Here is a 16,304-nt window from a genome sequence, read left to right on the forward strand (position 1 = left end):
AACATGCCCGGAGGGATGTGGGCGCATGCGGGGCGGTCGAGGCGTGCGGGTGGCACATGGCCGGAAGTCAGCGCCCCATGCGCCCCGCCGCCACCACGATCCGGGCCAGTTCCTCGTGGCAGATGTCGCTGTGCGCCCCCGTCGGTGCACCGCCCCTGCGGACCACGGCGCCCGCGTCCACGCTGACGCAGCCGGACGCCGGCAGCCCGTCGCGCAGCGCCGCAGCCAGCGTGAGCCGGGGCGCGCCCGGCACCGCCTGCACGCCGTCGTGACCGAGCGCGCCCCACCGTTCGTCCAGACCCAGCACACCGGCCGAATCCCCTGCCATCCGTGAGGCGAGCGGATAGAACACCTTGAGGGCGGTGTCGTAAGGGGAGTGACAGGCGACCACCGGACCGTCCACCGCGCGCTGGAGACCGTGCAGGGTGCCGCCGCGGCTCTTGTCGTGCGGTAGGCGCTCGGTGAAGGCGTAGTGGGAGAAGGCCCCTTGGAGCAGGGTCAGGGACTTCACGTACCGGGCGCCGCCCGGCACCGCCCGCAGGGCGAAGGACACCACCCGGCCGCCGAAGCTGTGCCCCACCAGGTGGATCCGCAGGTCCGGCCGGTGCCCGGCCAGCCGGGCCAGGACCGGCCCCAGCCCCCGCTCGCCGATCACCCCCGCCCGTTTCTTCATCTCGTAGTACGTGGCCTGGCGCAGCACCTCCTTGGCGCCGCTCCACAGGGCGTGCAGGGCGCCGCCCATCGAGAACTCCGCCCCGCCGGGCGCCCCGCCGGGGGCCCCGCCCGCCTCGGCCAGTGCCTCGGTGAAGCAGCGGCACACCTCCAGGACGTCCTCGGTGAACATCGCCGGCACGTCGGCTCCGGTGGCGGTGGGTACCGCCGCCACCCCGGCCAGTTCCCGCACCAGTGCCCCGAATTCCACGAAGGCGGCCTCCGACTCCGGCCGCTGCGACAGCAGTTCGGCGACCCGGTCGAGTTCCGCCGCCCGTCCCGGCCAGAACTGCCCGAGGGCCCGCCTGGTCTCCGGGTCCAGCGCCGTCCCCGGCCCGGGCCCGGCGAGCGCGGCCGCGGGCCCGCGCGGGTCGAAGTCCGGTATCGGCTCGTCCGCGAAGCGGATCGAGGGCCACAGGACCCCCGCGTAGCCGAGCCGGACCGCGGGGCCCACCAGTCCCGGGAACGGCGCGAAGAACCGGTCGTAGAGCAGTGTCGAGGTGTCCGGTTCGCTGTTCCAGCCGTGCGCGAAGACCAGCAGGTCGGTGACCTCCATCCCGTCGAGCGCGGTCCCGGTCCCCGGGGCCGGATCCCCGTCGGCGTCGAAGACCAGCTCCGCGTACGGAGCCACCCCGACGCCCGTTCCCCACGCCGCCCCACCCGACATGACGCCCCCCTCCGGGTCCTGCCGCCGTCGCGTTCAGCATCCTGCGCCCGGGCCCGCCCGGCCAGCCCCGCGACCACCCGGATCGGTTCCGTCTCACCGGTACAGCAGGTACCCCTCCCGGACCGCCGCGAACCGGGCCAGTCCGGCCGCCCAGTCACCGGCGATCTCCTCCACCCCGGCTCCGGCGTCCACCAGCGTGCGCACCCGGTCGGAGCCGGTCAGCCGGTCGATCCAGTGGTCGGGCCGCCAGCCGAACCCGCTCCACGTCCGGCGCGCGGTGACCAGCAGCCCGATCCCCGTCCGCACCGGGTCGAAGGCCGCGCGGTCGTGCACGAGCAGCCGGACCCCGCCGCACACCTTCCCGGCGTGCTTGGAGAAGACCGGCGTGAAGTAGGCCTCGCGGAACCACACCCCGGGGAGGTCCAGGGCGTTCGCCGCTTCCGCCCACCGCCGGTCGACGCCCTCCGCGCCCACCACCTCGAACGGCGTGGTCGTCCCCCGCCCCTCGGACAGGTTGGTCCCCTCGAACAGGCAGGTGCCCGGGTAGACGAGGGCGGTGTCCGGAGTCGGCACGTTCGGGCTCGGGGGCACCCAGGGCAGCCCCGTCTCCCCGAAGAAGGCCCCCCGGCGCCACCCCGACATCCGTACGGTGCTCAACGCGAGCGGGCGCTCGGCGGGGAACTCGCCCTGGAACAGCAGCGCCAGCTCGGCCACCGTCATGCCGTGCGCGAGCGCGACCGGCTCGCGCCCCACGCCGCTGGCGTACGGCCGCTGGAGGACCGGGCCGGCCGCGCGCAGCCCGCCGATCGGGTTGGGCCGGTCCAGCACGACGACCGCCTTGCCGGCCAGCGCGGCGGCGCGCATGCAGTCGTACAGGGTCCAGATGTAGGTGTAGAACCGCGCGCCCACGTCCTGGACGTCGAAGACGACCGTGTCGATCCCGGCGGCGGTGAAGACGTCCGCGAGTGCCCGCCCGCTCTTGCCGTAGATGTCGTGGACGGGCAGTCCGGTGGCCGGGTCCCGGGCGGAGCCCTCGGACCCGCCCGCCTGCGCCGTGCCGCGGAAACCGTGCTCGGGCCCGAACACCGCGGTCAGCTGGACCCGTTCGTCGGCGTGCAGGACGTCGACCAGGTGGCGGGCGTCCGCGGTGAGGCCCGTCGGGTTGGTGACGACCCCGATCCGCTGGCCGCGGAGCATCCCGTACCCGGCCGCGGCGAGCCGCTCGAACCCGGTACGCACCCGCCCCCGCGCGGCGGCGGCGCCCGCCGGGCCGCCCACGGCCCCCGCCGACCCCACGGCCCCCGCCAGTCCCAGCACCCCGCGTCGCGACAGCGTCATCCGCGCACGCTAGCCCCCCGCCCCCTTCCGATCCGACATACCGACTGGTTAGTCTGCCCGGATCACCGATACCCCGGCAGCGTCGAAAGGCATCCCCGTGAACGCGTACCAGGACCAGCGAGTCGTCGTCACCGGCGCGGGCGGCGGCATCGGGGCGGCCCTCGCCCACCGCTTCGCCGCCGAGGGGGCCACCGTCGTCGTCAACGACCTAGACCCGGCGAAGGCCGCCGCCGTGGCGGACGGGATCGGTGCCCGGGCGATCGCGGTTCCCGGCGACGCCTCGGCCGTGGTGGAACAGGCCCGCGAGGCCCTCGGCGGAACGGTCGACGTCTACTGCGCCAACGCCGGACTCGCCTCCGGCGGCGACGCCTTCGCCGACGAGGGCGTCTGGGAGGCCGCCTGGGACGTCAACGTCATGGCGCACGTGCGCGCCGCCCGCGCCCTGCTGCCGCACTGGCTGGAGCGCGGGAGCGGCCGCTTCGTCTCCACCGTCTCCGCCGCCGGGCTGCTGACCATGATCGGGGCGGCCCCGTACAGTGTCAGCAAGCACGGCGCCCTCGCCTTCGCCGAATGGCTCTCGCTGACCTACCGCCACCGTGGCGTCCAGGTCCACGCGATCTGCCCGCAAGGCGTACGCACGGACATGCTGACCGCCGCGGGATCGGCGGGCGAGCTCGTCCTGGCGCCGACCGCGATCGAGCCGGAAGCGGTCGCGGACGCCCTGTTCGACGGCATGGAGAAGGGCCGGTTCTTGATCCTCCCGCACCCGGAGGTGGCCGACTACTACGCGGCCCGCGCCACCGAACCCGACCGCTGGCTGTCCGGCATGAACCACCTCCAGCAGAAGTGGGAGGCCCGGTGAGCGCGACCCCCCGCTACGCCGACCGGCCCTGGCTGGGCCGCCTCACCGCCGCCCAGCGGGCCCCCGTCACGCCCCCGCCCAGCGTCCTGCACGCCTTCCGCGCGGCCGTCGCCCGCGCCCCCGAACACCCGGCGCTCGCCTACTTCGACGGCCGGCTCAGCTACGCCGAGACCGACACGCTCTCCGACGCCGTCGCCGGACACCTGGCCGCGCGGGGCGTCCGCCGCGGCGACCGGGTCGCGGTCATGCTCCAGAACACCCCGCACTTCGTGCTCGCCGTGCTGGCGGCCTGGAAGGCCGGCGCCGTCGTCGTCCCCCTCAACCCCATGTACAAGTCGGGTGAAGTCGGGCACATCCTGGGGGACTCCGGGGCCACCGCGCTGATCTGCGACGCCCGGGCCTGGCCGGCGTACCTGCGCGAGGCCGCCCGGGACAGTGCCGTGCACACCGTCCTGACCGCCCACGACACCGACTTCCAGACCCGCGACGACGTACGGGTCCTCGGGCCCGGCCGGGAGCAGCGGACGGCCACCCTCCCGACGGTCCCGCACCAGGGCCACCCGCCCGCGCCCGCCCCGGCCGGCCCCGGCCCCGAGGCCGCCGACCTCACCACCGTCGCCCGCCAGGGCCGCCCCGCCCCGCCCGGCCCAGGCCCCGCTGCCACCGACACGGCCCTCATCAGCTACACCTCCGGCACCTCCGGCAGGCCCAAGGGGGCCATGAACCCGCACGGCGCCCTGAGCTACAACGCCACCCGCCAGGTCACCGGCCACCCCGTCCCCGAAGGCGCCGTCTACTTCGCGCTCGCCCCGCTCTTCCACATCACCGGCATCGTCTGCGAGCTCGCCGCCTGCATCGCCAACGCCGGCACCCTCGCCCTCGCCCACCGCTTCGACGCGGGCGCCGTCCTCGACGCCTTCCTCGAACACCGCCCCGCCTACACCGTCGGCCCGGCCACCGCCTTCATGGCCCTCGCCGCCCACCCCGCCGCCACCCCGGACCACTTCACCTCCTTCCGGGTGATCTCCTCCGGCGGCGCACCGCTGCCGCCCGCCCTCGTCGCACGGCTGCGCGCCGACTTCGGCTTCTACCTGCGCAACGGCTACGGGCTCACCGAGTGCACCGCCCCCTGCGCCTCCGTACCGCCCCACCTGGAAGCCCCCGTCGACCCCCGCTCCGGCACCCTGTCGGTCGGCGTTCCGGGCGCCGACACCTGCGTACGCATCCTCGACGAGCACGGGGCCGAAGTCCCCTTCGGCGAGACCGGCGAGATAGCCGTCCGCGGCCCCCAGGTCGTACCGGGCTACTGGGGCCTGCCCGACGAGAGCGCCAAGGCGTTCCCGGACGGCGAACTGCGCACCGGGGACGTCGGATTCATGGACCGCGACGGCTGGCTCTACGTGGTCGACCGCAAGAAGGACATGATCAACGCGTCCGGCTTCAAGGTCTGGCCGCGCGAGGTGGAGGACGTGCTCTACACCCACCCCGCCGTCCGCGAGGCGGCCGTGGTCGGCGTCCCCGACCCCTACCGCGGGGAGAGCGTGAAGGCCTACGTCAGCCTGCGCCCGGGCACCTCGGCCGAGCCCGGGGAACTGTCCGCGTACTGCGCCGAACGCATCGCCGCGTACAAGTACCCGCGCCAGGTGGAGATCCTGCCTGTCCTTCCGAAGACGACCAGTGGCAAGATCCTGCGACGGGAACTGCGCGAGCGCGGCTGAAAACAGTCGGACGGTCGTACAGCGCGCCCTGACAGGCGAGGGAACAGAGAGGAAGGCGAGCGCCATGGCCGCCAGAACCACCACGGAGCCGGAGGGCGCCGCCCGGGAGACCCCGGTGCCGCAGCGGCTGCTCGCCGTCGCCACCCGGCTGTTCGCCGAACGCGGCTACGACCGCACCTCCGTCCAGGAGATCGTCGAGGCGGCCGGGGTCACCAAGGGCGCGCTCTACCACTACTTCGGCTCGAAGGACGACCTGCTGCACGAGGTGTACGCGCGCATGCTGCGGCTCCAGCAGCAGCGGCTCGACGCGGTGGCCGATTCCGACGCGCCGGTCGAGGAACGGCTGCGGGCCGCGGCCGCCGACGTCGTCGTCACCACCATCGAGAACCTCGACGACGCGGCGATCTTCTTCCGTTCGATGCACCAGCTCAGCCCGGAGAAACTGGGACAGGTGCGCGCCGAGCGCCGGCGCTACCACGAGCGCTTCCGCGCGCTGGTCGAAGAGGGCCAGCGCACCGGCGTGTTCTCCGGCGCCACGCCCGCCGACCTGGTGGTGGACTACCACTTCGGGTCGGTGCACCACCTGTCCACCTGGTACCGCGCCGACGGCCCGCTCACGCCGCAGCAGGTCGCCGACCACCTCGCCGACCTGCTGCTGCGCGCCCTGCGCCCCTGAGCCGTCGGGGGCCGCGGGGAGCCGGCGGTACCGCGTTCAGCGGTACCGCCCGCGCTCAGCGGTACCGCTTCAGCTCCCGGAGCGCCAGCGAGCGCTGGTGCACCTCGTCCGGGCCGTCCGCCAGCCGCAGGGTGCGCGCCGCCGCCCACAGTTCGGCCAGCGGGAAGTCCTGGCTCACCCCGCCCGCGCCGTGCAGCTGCACCGCGTCGTCCAGGATGCGCACCACCGCGCGCGGCGTCGCGATCTTGATGGCCTGGATCTCGGTGTGCGCCCCCCGGTTGCCGACCGTGTCCATCAGCCAGGCCGTCTTGAGCACCAGCAGGCGCAACTGCTCGACGGTGACCCGGGCATCCGCGATCCAGTTCTGCACCACGCCCTGCGCGGCCAGCTCCTTGCCGAAGGCGGTACGGCCGACCGCCCGCCGGCACATCAGCTCGATCGCCCGCTCCGCCATGCCGATCAGCCGCATGCAGTGGTGGATCCGGCCCGGGCCGAGCCGCGCCTGGGCGATGGCGAAGCCGGACCCCTCCTCGCCGATCAGGTTCGCCGCCGGGACCCGGGCCCCGTCGAAGACCACCTCGGCGTGACCGCCGTGGTCGTGGTCCTCGTACCCGTACACCCGCATCGCCCGCCGGACCTCCACGCCCGGCGTGTCCCGCGGCACCAGGATCATCGACTGCTGGCGGCGCGGGTCCGCGCCGTCCGGGTCGGTCTTGCCCATGACGATGAAGACCTTGCAGTCCGGGTTCATGGCGCCCGAGATGTACCACTTGCGGCCGGTGACGACGTACTCGTCACCCCGCGCGGAACGCTCGATGCGGGTCTCGACGTTCGTCGCGTCCGAAGAGGCCACCTCGGGCTCGGTCATCGCGAAGGCCGACCGGATCTCCCCGGCCAGCAAGGGCTCCAGCCACTGCTTCTGCTGCTCCTCGCTCGCGAACTGCGCGAGCAGCTCCATGTTCCCGGTGTCCGGGGCGGCGCAGTTGGTCGCCATCGGCGCCAGGTGCGGGCTGCGGCCGGTGATCTCCGCGAGCGGCGCGTACTGGAGGTTGGTCAGCCCGGCGCCGTGCTCCGCACCCGGCGAGCCGTCCTGGCTTACGTAGAACAGGTTCCACAGGCCCTGACGGCGCGCCTCGGCCTTCAGTTCACCGAACACGGCCGGGGTGTCCCAGGGCGAGGCCAGCCGTGCGCGCTGCTCGGCGGCGACGGGTTCCGCCGGGTAGACGTACTCCTCCATGAACGCGGAGAGCCGTGCGCGGAGTTCCTCGGTACGGGCGTCGAATGCGAAGTCCATGCGGATGCCTCAGCCTTCCTGGAGGGTGTTCAGGCCGTGTTCGATGAAGACCGGGACCAGTTCGCCGATCCGGTCGAAGCCCGCGCCGACGGTCTGACCGAGCGTGAAGCGGTAGTGGATGCCTTCGAGGATCACCGCGAGCTTGAACCACGCGAACGCCGTGTACCAGGCGATCGCCCCGGTGTCCCGGCCCGAGCGGGCGGCGTAGCGCTCGATCAGCTCGGCGGGCGAGGGGTGGCCCGGAGCGCCGCTCGTCGTGCTGACCGGGGAGTCGGTCAGGCCGAGGTCCGCGCTGTACATGGCGAGCAGCCCGAGGTCGGTCAGCGGATCGCCGAGCGTGGACATCTCCCAGTCCAGCACCGCCCGGATGGTGTCGTCCGGGCCGCCGATCAGTACGTTGTCGAGCCGGAAGTCCCCGTGCACCACGGTGGCGGCGGGGGAGCCGGGCAGGGCCCGGCCGAGCGCGCCGTGCAGTTCGTCGATACCGGCGAGCTCCCGGCCCCGGGAGGCCGCGAGCTGCTTGCCCCAGCGGCGCAGCTGCCGGTCGAGGAAGCCCTCGGGGCGCCCGAAGTCGCCCAGGCCCACGGCCTGCGGGTGCACCGCGTGCAGGTCCACCAGGGTGTCCACCAGGCCGAGGACGGCCCGGCGGGTTCGCTCGGGTCCCAGGGCGGCGAGCTGGTCGGCCGTCCGGTACGGGACCCCGTCCACGTACTCCATGACGTAGAACGGCGCTCCCAGCACCGACTCGTCCTCGCACAGCAGCACCGGCTGGGGCACCGGCACGGCCGTCCCGTGCAGGGCCCGGATCACCCGGTGTTCGCGCCGCATGTCGTGCGCGGTGGCCAGGACGTGACCCAGCGGCGGGCGCCGCACCACCCAGCGGGCGGACCCGTCGGTGATCACGTACGTGAGGTTCGACCGGCCGCCCTCGATCAGCCGGCCGCTCAGCTCCCCGGCCACGAGCCCGGGCCGCGCCGCGTCGAGGTGGCCGCGCAGCCGGCCGAGGTCGAGGCCCCGTGGGCCGGCCGGCGGCGAGGCTGGTGCTGGGGTCATGGGGCGCACCTCCGTGCGGAGTGGACGACGGTGGGACGAACGAGAGCCATCATGCCGACCAGTCGGTATGCCGTCCAGTGCTCCGGGCCGGGAAATGCCGGGGCGCAAGGGTCCCGCCCCGGCCCTCCCGGCGCGTCAGGCGTGGCAGAGTATCGGCGTCCCGCCGTTCATCACGGTCATGTCCTTGAGCACGGCCAGGATGTCCAGCGGCGCCCCTTCGGGCTCCCCGGCCAGCTCCGCGTACGCCCGGTGCAGGTTCGCCACCAGCCGCTCGCTCTCCCGCCAGGCCGCGAACTCCCCCAAGTCGGCCTCCTGGGCCACCTCCAGCGGGGTCAGCCCCTTCGCCCGGCCCTCCCGGGCGAGTTCGGCGACGTAGCGCAGGTACCGCTCGGTGGCGTCGTACGCCGACGCGTCGGTCAGCGGCCCGTGGCCCGGTACGACGGTCTCCGCGCCGAGCGAGCGCAGCAGCTCCAGTGCCCGCAGGGACCCCGCGAGCGAGCCCATCGCGAGGAACGGGGTGCCCTCGGCGAAGACCAGGTCCCCCGTGAAGACGATCCGCTGCCGGGGCAGCCAGACGACGGAGTCCCCGGTGGTGTGCGCGACGCCCGGGTGGATGACCTGGACCTCGGTCTCCCCGACGTGCAGGGTCATCCGGTCGCTGTAGGTGAGGGTGGGAGCGGTGATCTCCACGGCGCCGAAGTCGGTCGCGGGCCAGATCAGCTCCAGCTGGTGCCCGGCGGCGAGCTGCTCGGAGCGCGCGTTGTCGTGGCCCAGGACCAGCGCCTCGGGCACGAACACGCCGTTGCCGTAGGTGTGGTCGCCGTGGTGGTGGGTGTTGACCACGGTCCGGGGCAGCGGTACGCCGGCCGCCACGACCGCGTCCCGCAGGGCCAGCGCCCGGCGCTCGGTGGCGGCGGTGTCGATGAGCAGCGTCCGGCCGCCGTCACTGACGAACCCGGCGTTGTTCAGGCACCAGCCGCCGTCGGGCTGGACGTAGGCGTACACCCCGGCCGCGGGCTGGACGAGGTACGGCTCGGCGACGGTCATGCGCGCTCTCCCCGGGTCGCTTGACGGACAGTCGGCAATCCTGCCAGCCGCCGCGACACCCGGGGAGGGCGGGGTCTACCCGCCGCGGGGGCGGTCAGTGGTCGTCGTAATGGTCTTCGTGCTCGGCGTGCCGGTGCCCGTCGTGCAGGTAGTCGACGTGGTCGCCGTGGGGCACGCTGTCGTGCCCGCACGCGGGGCCGTGCTCGTGCCCGTGGTCCTGGTGCGCCGCGTGCCCCTGGGGGTCGCACTCGTCCCAGTGTCCCGAGTGTTCCCGGTGCAGGTGGCCGTCGTGCGCGTAGTCGACGTGGTCACCGTGCGGCACCTGCGGGTGGCCGCAGCCGGGGCCGTGCGCGTGCTCGTGCAGGGGGTGTTCCTGGTGGAGGGTCGTCATGGCACCGAGGCTAATACGCATCGTCCAGGTATGTCGGCTATGTTCCGGACGGCGCGGAAAAGGCGGATCATCCGGCAGTCCGATCAGAAGATCACCGTCATGGCGAAGGCCGCCAGTGCCACCGTGCACAGCACCGCCCCCAGCGCCACCCGCGGCGCCAGCACCGGGGGGCGATAGGCCTCCAGCTCCCGGATCCGCCGGTGCGCCACCCCCAGGAACGCCAGCCAGACCAGCGCGATCACGGCCGCCCCGGCCACCTCCAGCGGCGCACCCGACCCGCGCAGCGCCTGGCGCAGCGCCAGCAGCGCCGCCACCGAACAGGCCAGAGTCGTACGCCGCCACGCCAGCCGGGTCCGCTCCGGCTGGAGCCCCGCGTCCCGCCCCTCGTCAGGGTCGCGCCCCGGCCCCGGCACCGTCGTCACCGCCCGTTCGTCAGGCCCAGCAGGACGACCAGCACCATCGCCCCCGCGACCAGCCCCACCCCCAGGCCCATCAGCACCGGGAACCGGGACAACGGCAGATCCACGCCCCGGCGCATCGCCCGCTCGCACCGCATCCAGTGGTTCACCGCCCGCAGCGCACAGGCCGCCCCCACCCCCAGCAGCGCCAAGGACATCCCGACCCGCACCCCCCAGCGCAGGTCCGGCAGGAACTGGTCCACCGCGAACCCGCCGCCCACCAGCGCCAGCGCGGTCCGGATCCAGGCCAGGAAGGTCCGCTCGTTGGCCAGCGAGAACCGGTAGTCCGGGGTCTCGCCCTCGTCCTTCAACCGCTGGGGGGCGAACCAGAGGCGCACGTCCTTGACCAAGTCGATCACCCGGTCAATCTACTGGCGCCATCCCTCCTGCGCGCGCAGCCGCCGGTACGCCTCCATCCCGTCCGGCACCCACGCCCAGCCGCCCTGCGCCACCCGCTGCGCCAGCTCCTCCTCCGAGAGCCACGCGTGCCAGGCCACCTCCGACTCCTGCGGACGCACCGGCAGCTCGCACCGGACCTCGTGCACGTACGACCACCAGGCGCCGCCCGGCCCCTCGTAGAGGAACTTGAACAGCGGTCGCGGCTGCTCCAGCCCGCGCACCCCCAGCTCCTCCTCCGCCTCGCGCAGCGCCGCTTCCGGGTAGCTCTCCCCGGTGCCCAGCACCCCGCCCACGAACATGTCGTAGTACGAGGGGAACACCAGCTTCGAGGCGGTCCTGCGGTGCACGAAGACCCGCCCCGCCGCATCCCTGGCCCGCACGAACACGCACCGGTGGATCAGGCCGCGCGCGTACACCTCCCCGCGCGGCGCCCGTCCCGTCACCCGATCCTCGCGGTCCACCACGTCCAATACCTCGTCTGCAGCGCTCACGCGATTCATCCAACACCCCTGTTGACGGGTTACCGGTCCGTAGCAAAGGATCTGCCCCACCAGCCGACCGAGGACGGGCAGCGCATGACGTACGACGCAGACGTGATCGTGATCGGGGCGGGGCTCGCGGGTCTCGTGGCCACCGCCGAGCTCGTCGACGCGGGCCGCAAGGTCATCCTGCTCGACCAGGAGCCCGAGCAGTCGATCGGCGGGCAGGCGCACTGGTCCTTCGGCGGCCTGTTCTTCGTCGACTCGCCCGAACAGCGCCGGATGCGGATCAAGGACAGCCGCGACCTCGCCCTCCAGGACTGGCTCGGCACCGCCGGGTTCGACCGGGAGGAGGACGCCTGGCCGCGCCGTTGGGCCGAGGCCTACGTCGACTTCGCGGCTGGGGAGAAACGGCCCTGGCTGCACGCCCAGGGGGTGCGCTTCTTCCCCGTCGTCGGCTGGGCCGAGCGCGGCGGCTACGACGCCGGCGGCCACGGCAACTCCGTACCCCGCTTCCACATCACCTGGGGCACCGGCCCCGGACTGCTGGCCCCCTTCGAACGCCGGGTCCGCGCCGGGGTCGCCCGCGGCCTGGTCGAGCTGCGGTTCCGCCACCGCGTCACCGGCCTCTCCCGTACGGCCGGCGCCGTGGACACCGTCAGCGGCGAGGTCCTGGAGCCCTCCGACGCCGTACGGGGCTCCGCGAGCGGCCGCGGGCGCGCCGGCACCTTCTCGCTGCGGGCCCAGGCGGTGATCGTCACCAGCGGCGGCATCGGTGGCAACCACGACCTCGTCCGCGCCCAGTGGCCGGCCCGGCTCGGGACCCCGCCCGAGCGGCTGCTCTCCGGGGTCCCGGCCCACGTCGACGGCCTCATGCTCGGCATCGCCGAGGAAGCCGGGGCCAGCCACATCAACAAGGACCGGATGTGGCACTACACCGAGGGCATCGAGAACTGGAACCCGATCTGGGCCCGGCACGGCATCCGCATCCTGCCCGGGCCGTCCTCGCTGTGGCTCGACGCCACCGGCAAACGGCTGCCCGTACCGCTCTTCCCGGGCTTCGACACGCTCGGCACCCTCGACCACATCATGAAGACCGGCCACGACCACACCTGGTTCGTGCTCAACCAGCGCATCATCGGCAAGGAGTTCGGCCTCTCCGGCTCGGAGCAGAACCCGGACCTGACGGGCAAGTCGGTCCGTGACGTCATCGACCGCGCCCGCCAGGCCGTGCCGGGGCCGGTCCAGGCCTTCATGGACCGCGGGGCGGACTTCGTCGTCGAACGGGACCTCCCCTCGCTGGTGCGCGGTATGAACGCCGTCACCAAGGAGAACCTGCTGGACGAGGCGACCGTCCGGGAGGCGGTCGTGGCGCGGGACCGGGAGATGGCGAACCCGTTCTCCAAGGACGCCCAGGTGACCGCGATCCACGGAGCGCGCAGGTACCTGGGGGACCGGCTGATCCGGACCGCCGCGCCGCACCGGATCCTGGACCCGAAGGCCGGCCCGCTGATCGCCGTCCGGCTGTCCGTCCTGACCCGCAAGTCCCTCGGCGGCCTGGAGACGGACCTCTCCTCGCGGGTGCTGACCGGTGCGGGCGAGCCGCTCCCGGGGGTGTACGCGGCCGGCGAGGCGGCCGGCTTCGGGGGCGGCGGCGTCCACGGCTACCGCGCCCTGGAGGGCACCTTCCTGGGCGGCTGCCTCTTCTCCGCCCGCACGGCGGGCCGCGCCGCGGCCCACGCGGTGACCTGACCGCCCCCCGGACCCGCCCGCGCCCCCGGGCCGGTACGGCCGCCCCGTGCCTCCGCGCCGGTCCGCTGCGGTTCGCACCCCCGGGCGGGGCCGGGCCGATCCGCCCGCGCCCGCGTGGGCCCGCCGCCGGCCGCGGGCCCGGTCCGTACGGCGGGGCCGGCGGCCTACCGCCCCGCGCCGCACCCGCTTCGGGGCCGGCCCGGCGGGATCGGCATTCGGCCACTGATGCCCGGCCGTCTGCCGCGACCGCGCGGGCGCCGGGGGCGCGCGGGGCGGCGGTGGGGCGCCCGTGCCCGTCACCTCCGCGACAGCCGGCGGACAGCCGGCAGGGCCCGCTCCCGCCGCCCGCCGGCCCCCGGCGGGCGGCGCCCCGGCCCGCGGCCGGTGCGCGTACCGCGCTCGCGCCGCCACCGCCTTCGCGCAGGTCGGCGCGGCTGCCGCGGGCCCCGCGGGACGCGGCCCGGGCCGGCCGGACCGGGCCGGGGAAGGAGCTTCGCCGACCGCCGCCGGGCCGCCGCGGAAGGCCCCCGGCCGCCACCACCACGGTACGGTCAAACCGGAACAAGCGCCTCAACTCGCCCCACGGAAGCTGCACTTGAAACCCGCCACGCGCCGGGCTGGACCTTGACGCGGAGCTGTGCTCACCGGTTTGCTGTGCGTGATCATCCGGTCCTCGACCGGCGTGATCCAGCCGTAACGCCCGCACCACCAGTACCACCCGCGCCACCCGACCATCCCGCGCGTGCCGCCCGCACGCCGTCCACCCGCGTCCGTGTCCAGGAGGGAACCCGCGGATGTCGCCGCCTCCGCCGCCCCTCGGCCGCGCCCGCAAGCGGGACGCCCAGCTCTTCGACCCCGCCCTCTGCGACGCCGAACTCGTCGACGTCCGCTCCCAGTTCACCCAGGGCCGGTGGTCCAAGGCCCGCTCCCTCCTCGTCGGCACCGGCGACGACTGGGACCGCCGCGGCCACCGCGTCGTCGTCCTCGCCCAGACCCCGGCCGCCACCGCCTGGGCCCGCGAATGGCTGCTGGCCGAACCCGACAGCGCCGACGCCGCCACCCTCCTCGCCTGCGCCGCCGTGTTCGACGCCCTGCGCCGCAAGGGCACGCCCGAGGCCGCCGACGAGGCCTGCCGTCGCGCCGCCGCGCTGCTCCCCGCCGACCCCACCCCCTGGCTCGGCCTGCTCCTGCTCTCGCGCGCCCACGGCACCGAGGAGGAGTTCAGCCGCCACTTCGACCAGGTCCGGGCCCGCCACCGCGAGCACCACCACGCCCACCACCTCATGGTCGCCAAGCTGGCCGAGCGCAACCCCGCCACCGGGTACGACCCGCTCCACGAGGTCTACGACTTCGCCGCCTGGGCCGCCGAGGAGTCCCCGGCCGACTCACCGCTCGCCGTGCTCCCCGTCATCGCGCACGCCGAGCGCTACCGCGTCCTCGCCGCCGTCCACGGCCGCAGCCCCGACGCGGCCGCCGCGCACTGGTCCGGCCGCCGGGCCCGCCAAGTGCTCCGCTCGGCCTTCGACTGGTGGCTCGAATGGGAGCGCGAGGACCACCCCCGCAACCGGGTCGACCTCAACTTCCTCGCCCACGCCAAGCTCTGCGAAGGCCGCCCCGCCGAAGCCGCCGCCCTCTTCCACCGCATCGGCAGCCACGCCACCCGCGCCCCCTGGTCCTACCCCGACCTCGACCCGCACAAGGCGTTCCTCGCCGCGCGCAGCGCCGCGCTCGGCACCGCTTGACCCCTCGGGGATCCCCCGGTCCCCGACGTCCCCCGGCGTCCCCGACGCCCCGCCCTTCCGGAAAGGACACCCGCCATGCCGACGGGCAGATCCACCACGCTCACCGACCCGCCCGAGATACGGACGTACAAGGGCCAGGACCGGGCCCTGCGCGCCGACCGGCTCGGCACCGCCGGTCTGCTGCTCTCCGTACTCGCCGCCAGCGCGCCCCTGATGGTCGTCGCCGGCGTCATGCCCACCATCTTCGGCGTCATGGGCATCGTCGGCCAGCCCCTGCTGTACGTCGTCCTCGGCGCCGTCCTGGCCCTGTTCAGCGTCGGCTACGCCGAGATGAGCCGCCACGTCCACAACGCCGGCGCCTTCTACGCCTACATCGCCCGCGGGCTGGGCCCCACCGCCGGCTCGGCGGCCTCCTTCGTCGCCCTGATCGCCTACAGCGCCATGCAGGTCGGCGTCTACGGGATCCTCGGCTTCGAGATCTCCGGCCTCTTCGCGAGCTACCTCGACATCGAGCTCGCCTGGTGGATCCCGGCCCTGCTCGCGGTCGCCGCGACCGGCGCCCTCGGCTGGCTGAAGATCGACCTCAACGCCAAGGTGCTCGGTGTCCTGCTCCTGATCGAGTGCGCCCTCGTCGTCGTCTTCGACCTCGCCGCCCTCGGCAAGCCCGGCGCCGAAGGCCTCTCGCTGCACGCCTTCGACCCCTCGACGCTCGGCGGAGCCGGGCTCGGCACGGCCCTGTGCTTCTGCATCGCCGCCTTCGTCGGCTTCGAGCAGTCGCCGGTCTACGCCGAGGAGACCAGCAAGCCGCACATCGTCGTCTCCCGCGTCATGTTCCTGGCCGTCGGCTTCGTCGCCCTGTTCTTCGCGCTCAGCGCGTGGGCGCTCACCGTCGCCACCGGACCCGGCGAGGTGGTCAAGACCTCCGCCGAGGCCGGTCCGGGCCTGCTCTTCCAGCTCACCGAGAGCCGCCTCGGCACCGCCTTCACCGACGTCCTGCACGTGCTCTTCGTCACCGGCATGTTCGCGGCCATGCTCAGCTTCCACAACGTGGTCGCCCGCTACGCCTTCGCCATGGGCCGCGAGGGCCTGCTGCCGGCCCCCTTCGGCCGGACCAACGCCGGCACCGGCGCCCCCGCCACCGGCTCGCTCCTGCAGACCGGGATCGCCGCCGTCGTCGTCATCGCCTTCGCGGCGACCGACGACAAGCCGGCCGGCGACCCGACCGCGCCCGTCCTGCACCTGTTCACCTGGATGGGCAGCGTCGGCGCCCTCGGCGTGACCCTCCTCATGGCCGCCGCCTCCTTCGCCGTGATCGCCTTCTTCGTCCGCCGGGGCACCGCCGCGGCCCAGATCTGGCGGCTGGTCGCGGCCGGCGCCGCGGGACTCGCCCTGCTGTTCATCGCCGGCTACACCGTCAAGGACTTCGCCGTCCTGGTCGGCGCCGAGGAGGGCTCCGCCCTCAGCTGGATCCTGCCCGCCATCATCGCCGTCGCCGCGCTCGCCGGCCTGGCGCACGGTCTGGTGCTGCGCTCCCGCCGCCCCGAGGCACACGCCCGGATCGGCCTGGGCAACGAGGCCTTCCGCCTCGACCAGGCGGCGGAGTCCGGTCCGCGCGGCTGACCCCGCCACGCCGCTTTCCAGCGCCCAGGAAGCCCCCGGCACCCCTTTCCATGGTCGCCGGGGGCTTTCGCGCACATGACCGCGTTTTTGGCGGGCA

Annotated in this window: 15 protein-coding genes; 6 read left to right on the plus strand and 9 right to left on the minus strand. The window is 74.3% G+C overall.

The features are described from left to right. Nucleotides 1-67 precede the first annotated feature (67 nt). Together ACZ4M3_RS32590 and ACZ4M3_RS32595 are read right to left on the minus strand one after the other, a co-directional pair. Nucleotides 68-1,378 carry a serine-threonine protein kinase gene (locus ACZ4M3_RS32590; protein ID WP_467738783.1) on the minus strand — a complete coding sequence of 437 codons (1,311 nt, stop codon included), beginning with the start codon at nt 1,376-1,378 and terminating at the stop codon, nt 68-70. Between the two features lie 93 nt (nt 1,379-1,471). Then, the gene (locus tag ACZ4M3_RS32595) at nt 1,472-2,716 is read right to left on the minus strand and encodes an exo-beta-N-acetylmuramidase NamZ family protein (RefSeq protein ID WP_467738785.1); all 1,245 of its coding nucleotides are present in this window, start codon (nt 2,714-2,716) and stop codon (nt 1,472-1,474) included. A gap of 97 nt (nt 2,717-2,813) precedes the next feature. On the opposite strand from ACZ4M3_RS32595, the gene ACZ4M3_RS32600 reads away from it, so the two are divergent. From ACZ4M3_RS32600 to ACZ4M3_RS32610, 3 genes are all read left to right on the plus strand, one after another. Next, nucleotides 2,814-3,578, plus strand: coding sequence for an SDR family oxidoreductase (locus tag ACZ4M3_RS32600; protein WP_467738787.1), 765 nt, complete (start codon nt 2,814-2,816; stop codon nt 3,576-3,578). After that, complete coding sequence (locus tag ACZ4M3_RS32605; protein WP_467738789.1) at nt 3,575-5,296, plus strand: class I adenylate-forming enzyme family protein; 1,722 nt, start codon at nt 3,575-3,577, stop codon at nt 5,294-5,296. Before ACZ4M3_RS32600 ends, ACZ4M3_RS32605 begins: the two co-directional genes overlap by 4 nt. 64 nt (nt 5,297-5,360) lie before the next feature. Continuing rightward, a complete protein-coding gene (locus tag ACZ4M3_RS32610; RefSeq protein ID WP_467738791.1) occupies nt 5,361-5,972 on the plus strand; it encodes a TetR/AcrR family transcriptional regulator in 612 nt (203 codons plus the stop codon). A gap of 55 nt (nt 5,973-6,027) precedes the next feature. On the opposite strand, the gene ACZ4M3_RS32615 is transcribed toward ACZ4M3_RS32610, so the two are convergent. The 7 genes from ACZ4M3_RS32615 to ACZ4M3_RS32645 form a co-directional block, all read right to left on the minus strand. Further along, nucleotides 6,028-7,266, minus strand: coding sequence for an acyl-CoA dehydrogenase family protein (locus ACZ4M3_RS32615; protein ID WP_467738793.1), 1,239 nt, complete (start codon nt 7,264-7,266; stop codon nt 6,028-6,030). A gap of 9 nt (nt 7,267-7,275) precedes the next feature. Beyond that, nucleotides 7,276-8,319: a phosphotransferase family protein gene (locus ACZ4M3_RS32620; protein WP_467738795.1), complete on the minus strand. Its 1,044-nt coding sequence runs from the start codon at nt 8,317-8,319 to the stop codon at nt 7,276-7,278. A 135-nt stretch (nt 8,320-8,454) separates the two neighbouring features. Beyond that, the gene (locus ACZ4M3_RS32625) at nt 8,455-9,366 is read right to left on the minus strand and encodes an MBL fold metallo-hydrolase (RefSeq protein ID WP_467738796.1); all 912 of its coding nucleotides are present in this window, start codon (nt 9,364-9,366) and stop codon (nt 8,455-8,457) included. A gap of 94 nt (nt 9,367-9,460) precedes the next feature. Further along, nucleotides 9,461-9,757 (minus strand): hypothetical protein, encoded by a 297-nt coding sequence (locus ACZ4M3_RS32630; RefSeq protein ID WP_467738798.1) that lies wholly within the window; start codon nt 9,755-9,757, stop codon nt 9,461-9,463. Between the two features lie 83 nt (nt 9,758-9,840). After that, the gene (locus ACZ4M3_RS32635; RefSeq protein ID WP_467738872.1) at nt 9,841-10,170 is read right to left on the minus strand and encodes a DUF202 domain-containing protein; all 330 of its coding nucleotides are present in this window, start codon (nt 10,168-10,170) and stop codon (nt 9,841-9,843) included. Nucleotides 10,171-10,175: 5 nt separating this feature from the next. Beyond that, the gene (locus tag ACZ4M3_RS32640) at nt 10,176-10,574 is read right to left on the minus strand and encodes a YidH family protein (RefSeq protein WP_467738800.1); all 399 of its coding nucleotides are present in this window, start codon (nt 10,572-10,574) and stop codon (nt 10,176-10,178) included. A gap of 9 nt (nt 10,575-10,583) precedes the next feature. Then, nucleotides 10,584-11,105, minus strand: coding sequence for an NUDIX domain-containing protein (locus ACZ4M3_RS32645; RefSeq protein ID WP_467738802.1), 522 nt, complete (start codon nt 11,103-11,105; stop codon nt 10,584-10,586). Between the two features lie 84 nt (nt 11,106-11,189). Here ACZ4M3_RS32645 and ACZ4M3_RS32650 point away from each other — a divergent pair, with 84 nt between their 5' ends. The 3 genes from ACZ4M3_RS32650 (at nt 11,190) to ACZ4M3_RS32660 (ending at nt 16,207) form a co-directional block, all read left to right on the plus strand. After that, nucleotides 11,190-12,845, plus strand: a complete 1,656-nt coding sequence (locus tag ACZ4M3_RS32650) for an FAD-binding dehydrogenase (protein ID WP_467738804.1) — start codon at nt 11,190-11,192, stop codon at nt 12,843-12,845. 794 nt (nt 12,846-13,639) lie between these two features. Continuing rightward, the gene (locus ACZ4M3_RS32655) at nt 13,640-14,587 is read left to right on the plus strand and encodes a hypothetical protein (RefSeq protein WP_453356024.1); all 948 of its coding nucleotides are present in this window, start codon (nt 13,640-13,642) and stop codon (nt 14,585-14,587) included. Between the two features lie 75 nt (nt 14,588-14,662). After that, on the plus strand, nt 14,663-16,207 hold the full coding sequence (locus tag ACZ4M3_RS32660; protein WP_467738806.1) for an APC family permease: 1,545 nt from the start codon (nt 14,663-14,665) through the stop codon (nt 16,205-16,207). Nucleotides 16,208-16,304 lie beyond the last annotated feature (97 nt).

This window comes from Streptomyces sp. NPDC026522 (assembly GCF_055567555.1).